The 16891-nt window shown below is 65.9% G+C and carries 10 protein-coding genes; 4 read left to right on the forward strand and 6 right to left on the reverse strand.

The genetic code is table 11. The features are described 5' to 3' along the window. The first annotated feature begins 362 nt into the window (after window positions 1-362). Complete coding sequence (gene rpoB / locus LKD76_RS04230; RefSeq protein WP_227985091.1) at window positions 363-3863, forward strand: DNA-directed RNA polymerase subunit beta; 3501 nt, start codon at window positions 363-365, stop codon at window positions 3861-3863. Between the two features lie 107 nt (window positions 3864-3970). Then, on the forward strand, window positions 3971-7924 hold the full coding sequence (locus LKD76_RS04235; protein ID WP_227979606.1) for a DNA-directed RNA polymerase subunit beta': 3954 nt from the start codon (window positions 3971-3973) through the stop codon (window positions 7922-7924). A gap of 100 nt (window positions 7925-8024) precedes the next feature. Here LKD76_RS04235 and LKD76_RS04240 read toward each other — a convergent pair whose 3' ends face one another. Together LKD76_RS04240 and LKD76_RS04245 are read right to left on the reverse strand one after the other, a co-directional pair. Further along, entirely contained in the window at window positions 8025-8879 is an 855-nt protein-coding gene (locus LKD76_RS04240) for a dienelactone hydrolase family protein (protein WP_227979607.1), read from the reverse strand. Between the two features lie 69 nt (window positions 8880-8948). After that, window positions 8949-9521, reverse strand: coding sequence for a TetR/AcrR family transcriptional regulator (locus tag LKD76_RS04245; RefSeq protein ID WP_227979608.1), 573 nt, complete (start codon window positions 9519-9521; stop codon window positions 8949-8951). Between the two features lie 178 nt (window positions 9522-9699). Between LKD76_RS04245 and LKD76_RS04250 the strand changes: the two genes are divergently transcribed. Then, the gene (locus tag LKD76_RS04250) at window positions 9700-10539 is read left to right on the forward strand and encodes an SDR family oxidoreductase (RefSeq protein WP_227979609.1); all 840 of its coding nucleotides are present in this window, start codon (window positions 9700-9702) and stop codon (window positions 10537-10539) included. A 184-nt stretch (window positions 10540-10723) separates the two neighbouring features. Here LKD76_RS04250 and LKD76_RS04255 read toward each other — a convergent pair whose 3' ends face one another. From LKD76_RS04255 to LKD76_RS04270, 4 genes are all read right to left on the reverse strand, one after another. After that, the gene (locus tag LKD76_RS04255; protein ID WP_227979610.1) at window positions 10724-13099 is read right to left on the reverse strand and encodes an ATP-binding cassette domain-containing protein; all 2376 of its coding nucleotides are present in this window, start codon (window positions 13097-13099) and stop codon (window positions 10724-10726) included. A 49-nt stretch (window positions 13100-13148) separates the two neighbouring features. Next, the gene (locus LKD76_RS04260; protein WP_227979611.1) at window positions 13149-13559 is read right to left on the reverse strand and encodes a VOC family protein; all 411 of its coding nucleotides are present in this window, start codon (window positions 13557-13559) and stop codon (window positions 13149-13151) included. Between the two features lie 16 nt (window positions 13560-13575). After that, the gene (locus tag LKD76_RS04265) at window positions 13576-14013 is read right to left on the reverse strand and encodes a helix-turn-helix transcriptional regulator (protein WP_227979612.1); all 438 of its coding nucleotides are present in this window, start codon (window positions 14011-14013) and stop codon (window positions 13576-13578) included. 111 nt (window positions 14014-14124) lie between these two features. After that, window positions 14125-14802, reverse strand: a complete 678-nt coding sequence (locus tag LKD76_RS04270) for a hypothetical protein (protein ID WP_227979613.1) — start codon at window positions 14800-14802, stop codon at window positions 14125-14127. A gap of 136 nt (window positions 14803-14938) precedes the next feature. On the opposite strand from LKD76_RS04270, the gene LKD76_RS04275 reads away from it, so the two are divergent. Beyond that, a complete protein-coding gene (locus LKD76_RS04275) occupies window positions 14939-16888 on the forward strand; it encodes a serine/threonine-protein kinase (RefSeq protein WP_227979614.1) in 1950 nt (649 codons plus the stop codon). The last annotated feature ends 3 nt before the right edge of the window (window positions 16889-16891 follow it).

Consider the following 16891-nt stretch of genomic DNA (forward strand, 5'->3'; position numbering starts at 1 on the left):
AGTTACGTCCGAACCGTCACGCTATTCACAACAGCGGCAGCTGTGACAGGGTCGAGTACCCAGGTCGAGGCGCCGCCGGAGACTCGAACGCAGCCAGCGGAGGCGGGTCCGGCGCGCCGAACATCCGGAACTCGGTTCGGATGGTACTTTGACACCCCTTCTTTATGGGTGTAGGTTTGGACTTTGCGCTGGCTGCCTCCTGTCCATTCCTTGATCGCATCACGAAAGTTCCACCGTTGAGGTGTTACTTCCGTTGTTTGCTGTTCGGGTTTTGTCCGGGTTGTATCCAGCAGAACTCGTAGCAGACAAGCGACGGTCGCTTCGGTGTCTTGTACGTACAGGCGCCGGGCGACGCGCGTGAGGTGCTGGAAGGACGCATCTTGGCAGTCTCCACCCAGACCAAGGCCGGTATTCCCGGAGCCCCGAAGCGGGTGTCTTTCGCGAAGATTCGTGAGCCCTTGGAGGTTCCCGATCTTCTCGATCTACAAACCGAATCGTTCGCGTGGCTGGTCGGTTCCCCCGATTGGCGTGAGCGGGCCATCGCCCGGGGCGACGCCGGCCCGGTCGGTGGGCTCGAGGAGGTGCTCGAGGAGCTGTCGCCCATCGAGGACTTCTCCGGTTCGATGTCCCTGTCCTTCTCCGATCCTCGTTTCGAGGAGGTCAAGGCCTCCATCGAGGAGTGCAAGGACAAGGACATGACCTACGCGGCGCCGTTGTTCGTGACCGCGGAGTTCATCAACAACAACACTGGTGAGATCAAGTCTCAGACGGTTTTCATGGGTGATTTCCCGATGATGACCGATAAGGGGACGTTCATCATCAACGGCACCGAGCGTGTGGTGGTGTCGCAGTTGGTGCGGTCGCCGGGTGTGTATTTCGACGAGTCGATCGACAAGGGTACCGAGAAGACTCTGCACAGTGTGCGGGTGATTCCGTCGCGTGGTGCGTGGCTGGAATTCGATGTCGACAAGCGTGACACGGTGGGTGTGCGTATCGACCGTAAGCGTCGTCAGCCGGTGACGGTGTTGTTGAAGGCGTTGGGACTGACCGCCGAGGAGATCACCGAGCGTTTCGGCTTCTCCGAGATCATGCTGTCGACCCTGGAGAAGGACAACACCGCCGGCCAGGACGAGGCGCTGCTCGACATCTACCGCAAGCTGCGTCCGGGTGAGCCGCCGACCAAGGAGTCCGCGCAGACCCTGCTGGAGAACCTGTTCTTCAAGGAGAAGCGCTACGACCTGGCTCGTGTGGGCCGCTACAAGGTCAACAAGAAGCTGGGCGTCAACGCCGGCGAGCCGATCACCGGTTCGACGCTGACCCGCGAGGACATCGTCGCCACCATCGAGTACCTGGTGCGTCTGCACCAGGGCGACAACTCGATGACCGTGCCCGGCGGCGTCGAGGTCCCCGTCGACGTCGACGATATCGACCACTTCGGCAACCGTCGCCTGCGTACCGTCGGCGAGCTGATCCAGAACCAGCTGCGCGTCGGTCTCTCGCGTATGGAGCGTGTCGTGCGTGAGCGCATGACCACCCAGGACGTCGAGGCCATCACCCCGCAGACCCTGATCAACATCCGCCCGATCACGGCGGCGATCCGGGAGTTCTTCGGAACCTCGCAGCTGTCGCAGTTCATGGACCAGAACAACCCGCTGTCGGGTCTGACCCACAAACGTCGTCTGTCGGCGCTGGGCCCGGGTGGTCTGTCACGTGAGCGCGCCGGCCTGGAGGTCCGTGACGTCCACCCGTCGCACTACGGCCGCATGTGCCCGATCGAGACCCCGGAAGGCCCGAACATCGGCCTGATCGGTTCGCTGTCGGTGTACGCGCGGGTCAACCCGTTCGGCTTCATCGAGACGCCATATCGACGGGTCGAGCAGGGTCGCGTTACGGATGAGGTCAAGTACCTGACCGCCGACGAAGAGGACCGGCACGTCCGGGCCCAGGCGAACTCGCCCGTCGGCGCCGACGGCACCTTCCTCGAGGATCGCGTGCTCGCCCGCCGCGGCAACGAGGAGATGGAGTTCGTCGCACCGTCCGAGGTCGACTACATGGACGTGTCGCCGCGCCAGATGGTGTCGGTGGCGACCGCGATGATCCCGTTCCTCGAGCACGACGACGCCAACCGCGCCCTGATGGGCGCGAACATGCAGCGTCAGGCCGTGCCGCTGATCCGTTCCGAGTCGCCGCTGGTCGGTACCGGTATGGAGCTGCGCGCCGCGGTGGACGCCGGCGATGTCGTGGTGAACGAGAAAGCCGGTGTGGTGGAGGAGGTTTCGGCCGACTACATCACCGTCATGCACGACGACGGCACTCGCAAGTCCTACCGGATGCGCAAGTTCGCGCGCTCCAACCAGGGCACCTGCGCCAACCAGCGTCCGATCGTGGACGAGGGGCAGCGCGTCGAGCAGGGGCATGTCCTCGCCGACGGCCCCTGCACCGAGAACGGTGAGATGGCGCTGGGTAAGAACCTGTTGGTGGCGATCATGCCGTGGGAGGGTCATAACTACGAGGACGCGATCATTCTGTCGCAGCGTCTCGTGGAGGATGATGTGCTGACCTCGATTCATATCGAGGAGCACGAGATCGATGCTCGGGATACGAAGTTGGGTGCCGAGGAGATCACTCGCGATATTCCGAATGTGTCCGATGAGGTGCTCGCTGATCTGGATGAGCGTGGCATCGTGCGTATCGGTGCCGAGGTGCGTGATGGTGACATCCTGGTCGGCAAGGTCACTCCGAAGGGTGAGACCGAGCTGACTCCGGAGGAGCGGCTGTTGCGTGCGATCTTCGGTGAGAAGGCGCGTGAGGTTCGTGATACCTCGTTGAAGGTGCCGCACGGTGAGTCGGGCAAGGTGATCGGTATTCGGGTGTTCTCGCGTGAGGACGACGACGATCTGCCTCCGGGTGTGAACGAGCTGGTGCGTGTGTATGTGGCGCAGAAGCGCAAGATCCAGGACGGTGACAAGCTCGCCGGTCGGCACGGCAACAAGGGTGTTATCGGCAAGATCCTGCCCAAGGAGGATATGCCGTTCATGCCCGACGGCACTCCGGTCGACATCATCTTGAACACTCATGGTGTGCCGCGTCGTATGAATATCGGTCAGATCCTGGAGACCCATCTGGGCTGGATCGCCAAGGCCGGCTGGCAGGTCGACGGTGCCGAATCCGGCAACCTCCCGGACTGGGCCAAGAGCCTGCCCGAGGAGATGCTGGGCCAGGAAGCCGACACCAACATCGCCACCCCGGTGTTCGACGGTGCGCAGGAGGACGAGCTGACCGGTCTGCTGGGTTCCACCCTGCCGAACCGCGACGGCGAGACCATGGTCGACGCCAACGGCAAGTCGGTGCTGTTCGATGGTCGTTCGGGTGAGCCGTTCCCGTATCCGGTGGCCGTGGGTTACATGTACATCCTGAAGTTGCATCACCTGGTGGACGACAAGATCCACGCGCGGTCGACGGGTCCGTACTCGATGATCACCCAGCAGCCGCTCGGTGGTAAGGCGCAGTTCGGTGGTCAGCGTTTCGGTGAGATGGAGTGCTGGGCCATGCAGGCCTACGGCGCCGCCTACACCCTGCAGGAACTGCTGACCATCAAGTCCGACGACGTGGTCGGGCGGGTGAAGGTCTACGAGGCGATCGTCAAGGGCGAGAACATCCCCGAGCCCGGCATCCCGGAATCGTTCAAGGTTCTACTCAAGGAACTCCAGTCACTGTGCCTCAACGTCGAAGTACTGTCCTCCGACGGCGCCGCGATCGAGATGCGCGACGGTGACGACGAAGACCTCGAGCGCGCCGCGGCGAACCTCGGTATCAACCTGTCCCGCAACGAGGCTGCGACGGTCGACGACCTCGCGCAGTGAGTGATCGGTCCCGGCGCCCGATTGGGCGCCGGGGCAGTACTCCGCTCCGGCGGAAGAACTAGCGAACTTTGCTCGATACTGAACCCGAACAGGGGAAAGGAAGTTACGTGCTAGACGTCAACTTCTTCGATGAACTCCGGATCGGCCTGGCTACCGCCGAAGACATTCGCAACTGGTCTTTCGGTGAGGTCAAGAAGCCGGAGACCATCAACTACCGCACGCTCAAGCCGGAGAAGGACGGCTTGTTCTGCGAGAAGATCTTCGGTCCCACCCGGGACTGGGAGTGCTACTGCGGCAAGTACAAGCGCGTGCGCTTCAAGGGCATCATCTGTGAGCGCTGTGGCGTCGAGGTGACTCGCGCCAAGGTGCGTCGTGAGCGGATGGGCCACATCGAGCTGGCCGCGCCGGTCACTCACATCTGGTACTTCAAGGGTGTGCCGAGCCGCCTCGGCTACCTGCTGGACCTGGCGCCGAAGGATCTCGAGAAGATCATCTACTTCGCCGCCTACGTCATCACCGCCGTCGACGACGATCTGCGCCACAACGAGCTGTCCACGCTCGAGGCGGAGATGGAGGTCGAGAAGAAGACCATCGCCGACCAGCGTGACGCCGACCTCGAGGCGCGGGCGCAGAAGCTGGAAGCCGATCTGGCCGAGCTGGAGGCCGAGGGCGCCAAGTCCGACGTTCGCCGCAAGGTCAAGGACGGCGGCGAGCGCGAGATGCGCCAGCTGCGCGATCGGTCCCAGCGTGAGCTGGACCGGCTCGACGAGATCTGGACCACCTTCACCAAGCTGGCTCCCAAGCAGCTGATCGTGGACGAGGTCCTCTACCGCGAGCTGCAGGACCGCTACGGCGAGTACTTCACCGGCTCGATGGGTGCCGAAGCCATCCAGAAGCTGATGGAGAACTTCGACATCGAGGCCGAGGCCGAGAACCTGCGCGAGACCATTCGCACCGGTAAGGGCCAGAAGAAGCTGCGCGCGCTCAAGCGACTGAAGGTCGTCGCGGCGTTCCAGACCAACGGCAACTCCCCGATGGGCATGGTCCTCGACGCCGTTCCGGTGATCCCGCCGGAGCTGCGCCCGATGGTTCAGCTCGACGGTGGCCGCTTCGCCACCTCGGACCTGAACGACCTGTACCGCCGCGTGATCAACCGCAACAACCGCCTCAAGCGACTGATCGACCTCGGAGCTCCCGAGATCATCGTCAACAACGAGAAGCGGATGCTGCAGGAGTCCGTGGACGCGCTGTTCGACAACGGCCGTCGCGGTCGCCCGGTGACCGGTCCCGGTAACCGCCCGCTGAAGTCCCTGAGCGATCTGCTCAAGGGCAAGCAGGGTCGTTTCCGTCAGAACCTGCTCGGTAAGCGCGTCGACTACTCCGGCCGTTCGGTCATCGTCGTCGGCCCGCAGCTCAAACTGCATCAGTGCGGTCTGCCCAAGCTGATGGCGCTCGAGCTGTTCAAGCCGTTCGTGATGAAGCGTCTGGTCGATCTGAACCACGCGCAGAACATCAAGTCCGCCAAGCGGATGGTCGAGCGGCAGCGTGCCCAGGTGTGGGATGTCCTCGAAGAGGTCATCGCCGAGCACCCGGTCATGCTGAACCGCGCGCCCACCCTGCACCGGCTGGGTATCCAGGCCTTCGAGCCGTTGCTGGTCGAGGGTAAGGCGATCCAGCTGCACCCGCTGGTCTGTGAAGCCTTCAACGCCGACTTCGACGGTGACCAGATGGCCGTGCACCTGCCGCTCTCGGCAGAGGCGCAGGCCGAGGCTCGCATCCTGATGCTGTCGTCGAACAACATCCTGTCCCCCGCGTCGGGCCGCCCGCTGGCTATGCCGCGTCTGGACATGGTGACCGGTCTGTACTACCTGACCCGCCTGGAAGAGGGCGCCAAGGGCGAGTACCAGCCGGCCTCCAAGGATGCTCCCGAGCACGGCGTCTACGCCTCGCCGGCCGAGGCCCAGATGGCCGTCGACCGGGGTGAGCTGACGGTTCGCTCGCGGATCAAGGTGCGCCTGACCGATCAGCGTCCGCCCAAGGACGTCGAGGCGGAGCTGTTCCCCGAGGGCTGGCAGCCCGGTGATTCCTGGCTGACCGAGACCACTCTGGGCCGGGTCCTCTTCAACGAGCTGCTGCCCGCGGACTACGCGTTCATCAACGAGCAGATGCCGAAGAAGCGGCAGGCGACGATCATCAACGATCTCGCCGAGCGCTACCCGATGATCGTGGTCGCGCAGACCGTCGACAAGCTCAAGGACGCCGGCTTCTACTGGGCCACGCGTTCGGGTGTCACCGTCTCCATGTCGGACGTTCTGGTTCCGCCGGAGAAGGCCGACATCATGGAGCGCTACGAGGCGCAGTCCGACCAGATCGAGAAGAAGTACCAGCGCGGTGCTCTCGACCACGCCGAGCGCAACAACGCGCTGGTCAAGATCTGGCAGGAAGCGACCGAAGAGGTCGGTAAGGCGCTGCGTGCGCACTACCCGGCCGACAACCCGATCATCACGATCGTCGACTCGGGCGCCACGGGTAACTTCACCCAGACTCGTACCCTCGCGGGCATGAAGGGTCTGGTGACCAACCCGAAGGGTGAGTTCATTCCGCGGCCGATCAAGTCCTCCTTCCGTGAGGGCCTGACGGTTCTGGAGTACTTCATCAACACCCACGGTGCGCGAAAGGGTCTGGCCGACACCGCGCTTCGTACCGCCGACTCGGGTTACCTGACCCGTCGTCTGGTGGACGTGTCGCAGGACGTCATCGTGCGCGAGACCGACTGTGGCACCGAGCGCGGTATCACCGTCGCGATCGCGGAACGTCAGCCCGACGGCACGATCATCCGCGATGCGCACGTGGAGACCAGCACCTACGCCCGGACGCTGGCCGCCGACGCGGTCGACGCGAACGGCAACGTGGTGGTGGAGAAGGGGCACGATCTCGGTGACCCGGCCATCGAGGCGCTGCTCGACGCCGGCATCACCGATGTCAAGGTTCGCTCCGTGCTGACCTGCACCACCGGCACCGGCGTGTGCGCGACCTGCTACGGCCGCTCCATGGCGACCGGCAAGCTGGTCGACATCGGTGAGGCCGTCGGTATCGTCGCCGCCCAGTCCATCGGTGAGCCCGGTACCCAGCTGACCATGCGTACCTTCCACCAGGGTGGTGTCGCGGGTGACGACATCACCGGTGGTCTGCCTCGCGTGCAGGAGTTGTTCGAGGCTCGCGTGCCCAAGGGCAAGGCGCCGATCGCCGAGGTCTCGGGTCGCGTGCGGCTCGAGGACGACGACCGCTTCTACAAGATCACCATCATTCCGGACGACGGTTCGGACGAGGTGCTCTACGACAAGCTGTCGAAGCGTCAGCGTCTGCGGGTGTTCAAGCACGAGGACGGCTCCGAGCGTCTGCTCGCGGACAACGACCACGTCGAGGTCGGTCAGCAGCTGCTCGAGGGCTCGGCCGATCCGCACGAGGTGCTGCGCGTGATGGGTCCGCGTCAGGTGCAGGTCCACCTGGTCCACGAGGTCCAGGAGGTGTACCGGTCGCAGGGTGTGTCCATTCACGACAAGCACATCGAGGTCATCGTTCGCCAGATGCTGCGCCGCGTCACCATCATCGACTCGGGTGCGACGGAGTTCCTGCCCGGTTCGCTGGTTGAGCGCTCGGAGTTCGAGGCGGCCAACCGCCGCGTCGTCGCCGAGGGTGGCGAGCCCGCCTCGGGTCGCCCGGTGCTGATGGGTATCACCAAGGCGTCGCTGGCCACCGACTCGTGGCTGTCGGCGGCCTCCTTCCAGGAGACGACTCGTGTGCTGACGGATGCGGCGATCAACTGCCGCTCCGACAAGCTGATCGGCCTGAAGGAGAACGTCATCATCGGTAAGTTGATCCCGGCCGGTACCGGTATCAACCGCTACCGCAACATCCAGGTGCAGCCGACCGAGGAAGCTCGGGCCGCGGCGTACGCGGTGCCGTCCTACGACGACACCTACTACAGCCCCGAGGGCTTCGGCACCACCACGGGTGCGGCGGTGCCGCTGGACGACTACGGGTTCAGCGACTACCGGTAGGCCTTCACAGGCACCATCATTCGGCCCCCGCTCCGTTCGGAGCGGGGGCCGAATGCGTGTCGCGGGGTTGCGTTCGGTTCGGCGGCGAGTCCCGCGTTACCTAGGGCTCGTCGGGGGAAGGTCGACCGGTGCCGTCCCCGGTACCGAGCAACCGGTCGCGGAGGTGGTCCAAGACCAGGTCGAGCGCCTGGCGGGTGGGCTGGCCGGGCCCATCGACGAGATGTTCGGTGAGGACCGAATGCGGTGGGGTCGGCGCGTTCGGGGCGGCATCGGCAGGATCCAGTTCCACCGCGACGAACGCCGCGCCGAATTGCTCGCGCAAGAACTCGAACCGTTCGCCCGGCACCAGTCGATCGCCGCGGAACCGCAGACCGAGAATGATGAGGCCCTGGGCACAGCGCTGTCTGATCCGAGCGAGATCCGCGGAGTCGATACCAATTCCGGCGCGCCGACTCCGGGTCACCGGCACCGGCGTGGCGGGCTGGGACAGCACCGGTGCGATCAAGCGGTCGTCGACGGCCATGGCCAGGGCGAATCCGCCGGTGAGGCACATTCCGACGGCGCCGATGCCCGGTCCGCCGCAGCGTTGGTGTTCGGCGGCGCCGAGTGCGCGCAGCCAGGTGGTGATCGGCGAATCGCGAGGGCCCGCCAGCAGACTGAACTCGCGGTTGATACAGAGCCGGATCATCGCGCCGCCGCCGTAGGTGACGGCGCCGAGCAGTCCGTGCCCCTCGGGGTTGGGGTCGCGTCCCGCGGTGCCGAACATATCCGGCAGCACCACCGTGAGTCCGAGGTCGCGAACCCGGCGGGCGAATGCGGCGACCTTGGGCGTGATCCCCGGAACCTCGGTCATGACGATGACGGCCGGTCCCGCTCCGGAACGCAGAATCGGGTGGGTGATGTTCTGGTGGGTGAACGATTCGCGGGTGAAGTCGGTCAGGGGGTCGTCGGCCATGCTGCCTCCGTCGTGGGCGAATTCATCGATGTGATGATTCTGCACCGCGGGCCGAGGGTGGTGGCGCGTCTAGGTTTCGAGGTGTCGGCGGGCGGCGATGAACAGGGTGGTGCAGACTTCGGTCAGGTGGGCGGGGGAAGCGGGGGTGCCGCTCATGAGCCAATCGACCAGGAGATGATTCACGCCGCCCACCAGCGCGACCGCGGACGAATGTTGCTTGGGGGTAAGAGGTTCGGTGCGGGCCGCGGACCAGGCGGCGGTAACTATATCGGCGAATTCGCGCAGTACCGCGTGGCGGCGTTCCTCCATGACGGGAGAGACGCCGACGACCTCGATCAGGGCCACGCGAGCTCGGCGGGGGTCGTCGGTCAGGTAGCCGATGAAAGCCCGTAGCCCCGCGTTGGTTTGGTCGTCGACATCGGCGCCGGCATCGGTCATGGCCGCTACGGTCACCGTCCGTGTCGCCTCTACCAGCTCGGAATACAGTGCGGATAAGCAACTTTCGCGGTCGGCGAAGGATTCGTAGAAGTAGCGTTCGGTCAGCCGGGCCGCGCGGCAGATCTGCTTGACCGAACTTCCCGAGTAGCCGGTGGTGCCGAAGATCTCCAGCGCCGTATCGAGGATGGCGCTCCGGCGCTGCACCCGGCGTTCCTCCGGGCTCATCCCGAGGTATTTCCGGCCCGGCGCTCGAGTCGTACGGCGAGTTCCCGGGCTTTCCGAACCCGCTACCGACTTCCGCGTCATCGCCCCTGTTCCTCGGTTGCTGTCAATGGCACACTAGAGCACGTTCCTGACATGCCATCATGTCAGAATTAAGGAGATGCTCATGCCCACACCGATGACCGGCCAGGTGGTCGTCGTGACCGGCGGCGCACGCGGGATCGGCCGGGAGATCGCGCGGGTGCTGGCGGGCGCCGGAGCACGCGTCGCCATCGGTGACCGCGACGAGCCGGCGGCCGTCGCCACCGCCTCCGAGCTTCCCGGCATCGTTCGCGGGTTCGCCCTCAACGTCGCCGACACCCGGTCGTTCCGCGAGTTCCTCACCGCTGTCGAATCCCTCTGGGGGCCGATAGATGTCCTGGTCAACAATGCCGGAGTGATGTGGGTCGGCCCGTTCGACGAGGAACCGGAGGCCGCGACCGCCCGGATGCTCGAGGTCAATCTGCACGGTGTCATCCGCGGGGTGCGCCTGGCCGCGCCGGCCATGCGCCGCCGCGGCCGCGGCCATATCGTCACCATCGCCTCGGCCGCCGCCCGACTGTCCCCGCCCGGCGAATCGACCTACGCGGCGACCAAGCACGGCGTACTGGGTTATCTGACCGGCGTGCGCGAGGAACTGCGCCGCAGCGGGGTACGGATCTCGGTGATCATGCCCGGCGTGGTCGAGACCGAACTCGCCGTCGGCACCGCCAGCGGCGCCGCGAAACTGCTGCAGCCCGCCGATGTGGCGCGCGCGGTGTTGCGGGCTATCGAACATCCTCGCTTCGAGGTCACCGTGCCGCGCTATATCGGCCCGCTGGTCCGCCTCGCCGAACTGCTCCCGCAGCGCCTGCGCGACCTCACCTTCCGGCGCATGGTCCCCGACCAGGTCGCCGCCACCCACGACTCCGCGGACCGCGCCGCATACGAACGCACCCTCACCGACCCGGGAGACCGCTGATGACCGAAACCAGACCCCGAAGCGCGTGACCGTTGCCACCCCTCGGACTGCGTCGGCGCAGCATTGAGCCGCCCGCGCCGGCGCACCCGGCCTGCCGGTTCCGGATCCCCGGAACCGGCAGGCGCGCGGAGGATCGTCGCGCGGCGATCACGTTCGGCGCCGGCGGTTTTCGCACCCCTGCGGACTATCCGCCCACGTATGCGGCCAAGTGTTCGCCGGTGAGTGTCGAGCGGTCGGCGACCAGATCGCCCGGCGTGCCCTCGAAGACGATCCGTCCACCGTCGTGTCCGGCGCCCGGTCCGAGGTCGATGATCCAGTCGGCGTGGGCCATCACGGCCTGATGGTGCTCGATGACGATCACCGACTTCCCGGAGTCCACCAGCCGATCGAGCAGCCCGAGCAGGTTCTCCACATCGGCCAGGTGCAGGCCGGTGGTCGGCTCGTCCAGGACGTAGACGCCGCCCTTCTCACCCATATGGGTGGCGAGTTTGATGCGCTGCCGCTCGCCGCCGGACAGGGTGGTCAACGGCTGGCCCAGTTTCAGATATCCCAGTCCGACATCGTCGAGACGCTGCACGATCTTGTGCGCCGCGGGAATTCGCGCCTCGCCCGCACCGAAGAACTTCTCGGCCTCCGCGACCGACATCTCCAGCACCTCGCTGATATCACGGCCACCGAGGTGGTAGTCGAGTACCGCCGCCTGGAAGCGCTTACCGTCGCATTCCTCGCAGGTGGTGGCGACACCGGCCATCATCGCCAGATCGGTATAGATGACGCCGGCGCCGTTGCAGGTGGGGCACGCGCCCTCGGAATTGGCGCTGAACAACGCCGGCTTCACCCCGTTGGCCTTGGCGAACGCCTTGCGAATCGGTTCCAGCAGTCCGGTGTAGGTGGCCGGATTGCTGCGCCGAGAGCCGCGGATCGCACCCTGGTCGACGACCACGACATCGTCACGGTCGGCGACCGAACCGTGGATCAGTGAACTCTTTCCGGAACCGGCCACGCCGGTGACGACACACAGCACCCCGAGCGGAAGGTCGACATCCACGTCCTTCAGATTGTGGGTGGACGCCCCGCGAATCTCCAACGCGCCGGACGACTTTCGGGGCGTGTCCTTCAACTTCGCGCGATCGTCGAGATGGCGTCCGGTGATGGTGTCGCTGGCCCGCAGACCCGCGATATCGCCTTCGAAACAGATTGTGCCGCCCTCGGTGCCGGCCCCGGGACCGAGATCGACGATGTGGTCGGCGATCGCGATCGCCTCCGGCTTGTGCTCGACCACCAGCACGGTATTGCCCTTGTCGCGCAGTTGCAGCAGCAGATTGTTCATGCGCTCGATATCGTGCGGGTGCAATCCGATGGTGGGCTCGTCGAAGACATAGGTGACGTCGGTGAGCGACGATCCGAGGTGGCGAATCATCTTGGTGCGCTGTGCTTCGCCACCGGAGAGCGTGCCGGCCGGGCGGTCCAGGGACAGATAGCCGAGACCGATCTCGGTGAACGAGTCGAGCAGGTGCCGCAGACCGGTCAGCAGGGGCGCCACCGACGGCTCGTCGAGTCCGCGTACCCATTCGGCCAGATCGCTGATCTGCATCGCGCACGCGTCGGCGATGCTCTTACCGTCGATCTTCGAGGAACGGGCCTCCGGGCTGAGCCGGGTGCCCTCGCATTCCGGGCAGGTCGTGAAGGTCACCGCGCGCTCGACGAAGGTGCGGATATGCGGCTGCATCGCGTCGACGTCCTTGGCCAGCATCGACTTCTGGATCTTCGGGATCAGGCCCTCGTAGGTCAGGTTGATGCCCTCGACCTTGATCTTGGTGGGCTCCTTGTAGAGCAGGTCGTGCATTTCGCGCTTGTTGTACTTGCGGATCGGCTTGTCCGGGTCGAAGAGTCCGCAGCCGCGGTAGATGCGGCCGTACCAGCCGTCCATGCTGTAACCGGGGATGGTGAGCGCGCCCTCGTTGAGGGAGCGGCTGTCGTCGAACAACGCGGTCAGGTCGAAATCGGTGACCGACCCCATGCCCTCACAGCGCGGGCACATACCGCCGAGCCGGTGGAAGGTCGCCTTCTCCGCCTTGGTCTTACCGCCGCGTTCGACGGTGATCGCGCCACTGGCCGTCACCGAGGGCACATTGAACGAATACGCGTTCGGTGAGCCGATATTCGGTTGCGCGAGCCGGCTGAACAGAATGCGCAGCATGGCGTTGGCATCGGTGGCGGTGCCGACGGTGGAACGGGGGTTGGCGCCCATCCGCTCCTGATCGACGGAGATCGCGGTGGTGAGGCCGTCGAGAAAGTCGACGTCCGGGCGCGCGAGGGTCGGCATGAAGCCCTGGACGAACGCGCTGTAGGTCTCGTTGATCATCCGCTGCGATTCCGCGGCGATGGTGCCGAATACCAGCGAACTCTTTCCCGATCCGGATACGCCGGTGAAGACGGTCAGCCGGCGCTTGGGGATCTCGACGCTGATATCGCGCAGATTGTTGACCCGCGCACCGTGTACGCGGATCAGATCGTGGCTGTCGGCGAGATGCCGGTCCGGCGTGGGGGCCTTGCTCATCGTGTCTCCATTTCGAAGGGGTGGCCTGGTACGCCGGCCGGATCGAGGTTCAGGACGCTTGCTGGATGCGGAGCAGATTGCCGGACGGGTCGCGGAAGGCGCAGTCACGGACGCCGTAGGGCTGATCGGTCGGTTCCTGCACGACTTCGGCGCCACCGGCCTGCAGCCGATCGAAGAGGCCGTCCACGTCCTTCGTGGCCAGGTTGATACTGGCGAAGGTGCCCTTGGCCATCATCTCGGCGATCGTGCGCTGCTCGTCTTCGGTGAGGCCAGGGGTCGCGCTCGGCGGGTACAGCACGATCGAGGTGTCCGGCTGTCCGGCCGGGCCGACCGTGATCCAGTGCATGCCCTTGTAGCCGACGTCGTTGCGGACCTCGAAGCCGAGGGTGTCCCGGTAGAAGGCCAGTGCGGCGTCCGGATCGTCCTGCGGGAGGAAGGTGTTGTGAATGGTGATGTCCATGCCGATCACGCTATTGCTAGTCGGTAACCTGCGCTTCTCGATTCCTGATCGGTCTGGTCACCTGTTTGGCCACACACGACGGCATGCCCAGGGTCGCGTCGGCGGCCTCGCGGCGGTAGACGCTCGGCGGTACGCCGACCAGTTCGGTGAAACGGGTGCTGAAGGTGCCCAGTGACTGGCAGCCGACCTCGAAACAGACCTCGGTGACGCTCATATCGCCACGCCGCAGCAACGCCATCGCCCGCTCGATCCGCCGGGTCATCAGATATCCGTAGGGCGATTCTCCGTAGGCGAGGCGGAACTGCCGGCTCAGATGTCCGGCCGACATGTGCGCATCGCGAGCCAGGGCCTCGACATCCAGCGGCTTCGCGTACTCCCGATCGATGCGGTCACGCACCTGGCGTAGCCGCGCGAGATCGCGCAGGCGCTGGTCGGGGGCGGGTGTACTGCTCACTACGCGATCGTCGCATGTTGCACCGACATTGCCCAGCGCCCTCGATCCGGATGCGGGAAGGCCCCGCCACCTGCCGGGCTCCGCAGGTGCCACCGGTATGCCTGTCCGCGTTCAGCGCTCCCGGACCTTGGGACAGGTTTTGCCGGCCAGATGGCATTTGTCCTCGAATCCGGTGGGCAGCCAATTTCCGGAGAGCAGCAGGGGATGATTCGGGAAATGCAGATGGGCGGCGACGACGAATACGAGAACGGCCCACGGGCTCTGCAATTGCCATTGACGCAGGGCGCCGCTGTGATCGCCGTAGCGCGAGACCACCCGGTCCGGTGCGGCCAGATCGATCGTCTCCAGTGCCGACCAGCGGATCGCGAAGGCGTGATCGGGATTGGTGAGATGGATGCGCCGATCGGAGATCATCACCGAGCCGGGGCGATCGGGGATCCAGCGGGGCTGGGAGGCGGCCTCTGCGCGTTGCCGCCGTGCCTGATTGACCAGGGCGTTGCCCAGCTGGGCAGCGGCGATGAACGAGGCGCTGCCCGCGACGTAGATATTGTTGCGAGTCCAGCTGCCGTCACCGGGTGAGCGCCAGAAATGCCATTGCGCGGGCCCCTCGGCAATGCACACCTCACCGGGATCGATGCGAATGCGCGTGGATTTGACCGGCATCTGCGCCAATTCGTCGCGCCGCAGCAGATCGAGGACACCGCACGTGTAGCGCAGGTGATCGTCGAACCACGTCCATCCGGCCCGGTCGGCCAGGGCCCGGTCGATATCGGCCAACGGGTCGAACACAGTGAGCTCACCCCTTCATCAGTGCAGGTGCCGCAGGATATCCACGGTATCGGAGGACCGGTCGCCCGGCGAGGACCGTGGCATCTGCTCCGGTAAGCTGCTGACGCCTCGGTGATGCTCGACCTGAAGGGGGACCGTGGCCGCACCCGGAATCGATGAGACGTTCGCCGGTTACCTCATCGAGGGAATGCTCGGCCGGGGCGGTATGGGCACGGTCTACCTCGCCCGGCATCCCCGGTTACCGCGCCGTGTCGCACTGAAAGTGCTCGACCGTGAGGTCTCCGCCGACTCCGAGCGCCGCCGCCGATTCGATCAGGAAGCCGATATCGTGGCCCGCCTGGAACATCCGGGCATCGTGCGCGTCTACGACCGCGGCGCGGACGCGGGACATCTGTGGATCTCCATGCAGTATGTGCACGGCACCGATACGTCGCGGCTGGATCGGCAGAGTCTGACGGTGGAACGGGTGTTGCGCATCATCGCCGAAACCGGTGCCGCGCTGGACTACGCCCACAGCAAAGGGGTGCTGCACCGCGATATCAAGCCCGCGAACATCCTGGTCGAAGCGCCCGAGGCCGGACGTGCCGAACGGGCGGTTCTCACTGATTTCGGCATCGCGCGATTACAGGACACCGATACCGAACTCACCGTCACCGGCACGCTCACGGCGACGCTGGCCTACGCCTCCCCGGAGCAACTGTCGGGAGAACCGCTCGATCATCGCTGCGACCAGTACTCGCTGGCGTGCACCCTGTTCACGCTGCTGTCCGGGAGGCCGCCGTATGCGGGCACCAATCCCGGGCAGGTGGTCGCCGGCCACGTCACCAAACCGATTCCGCGGTTGACCGCCGTCCGGACCGATCTGCCGCCCGCGCTGGACGTGGTGCTGGCGCGGGCCATGGCCAAACAGCCCGCCGATCGGTACGACAGCTGCGGCGAGTTCGTCGAGGAAACGCGAAAGGCCCTGCGCGGTGGTTCGGACGCCGCCTACCGGGCGCCGGTCTCGGATCCGCCGGATCCGCGATCCGCGCGGCACCCGGCACAGCCCGGGCAGTCCCAGCCGTCGGTGTTCGCGCAACCGGCGCCGGAGAGGCAGTCGTCCACGGCCGCACCGGCACCCGTCCCGAAACGACGGAGGCCGTGGTTGCCGGTGGCGGTCGCGGTGGTGGTGGCGGCCGCCCTGGTCGGTGCGGGGGTAGTCGTGGTGCGGGGGATGTCCGGCAGCTCGGGCACCGATACCGGGTGGGGTGCGAAGTACCGGTTGATCGCGGACAGCTTTCCCGGCCTGGTCGCCGATCGCCCGGACGGTACCGGCGGCCTCGGCACCCGGTGTTCGATCGCCGCGAATTCCAGCGCGCATCCGGCCGTCACCTGCGTCGATCCGGACCGTGACCTGCGGGTGGATATCACCGATCTGGAAAATGCCGATGCCGCGGCCGAATTCGCCGACGCTGCGACCGCGCACAGTGGCGATCTGCTCGCGAGCCATCCCGGCTTCCGGGATCCGGTGGATGTGGTGCTGCCGACGCCGGATTCGACCGGACCGCAGGTTCTCTACACCCTGTTCCCGCAGGACGCCGCGCGTTCCCGGTTCGCCGTCGGCCTGAGCTGGACCAAACACGCCGCGTTGGAGACCTACGACCGCTGGTGGCCCCAGGTACCGATGGGCGCCGCCGACCCGGCCGCGAAGCCGAATCCGGAAGTGCCGGGCACCAATCCGTGGTGCTACCGCGTCCGGACCGCCGATTCGGTCAACGACAGCGGTCCCGGCGGTAGCGATTCGGGGCCGGCGGCGGTGCTGGCCTACGAATACGCGCAGTACGTATCCCGAAGTGGTTCGGACGCAAGACAATACACGGCCGCCGAATCGACGGCGATCCCCTCGGCGCAGGCCCTGCAGACCGCGATCGATCAGGTTCCGGTGGGTACGCAGCACTGCGTGCACGTCACCGGGGGCACGATTCCGGACCGCTACGAGGTCCAGGTCTTCGAACGCCGCCCCGATCGTGGTTTCCTGCGCCACGCCTACACCGCCATCACCACCACCCGCGACGGCCGGGTCGTGCTCAAGGAGATCCGCGGCTGAGCG

The organism is Nocardia spumae, assembly GCF_020733635.1.
Lineage (GTDB): Bacteria > Actinomycetota > Actinomycetes > Mycobacteriales > Mycobacteriaceae > Nocardia > Nocardia spumae.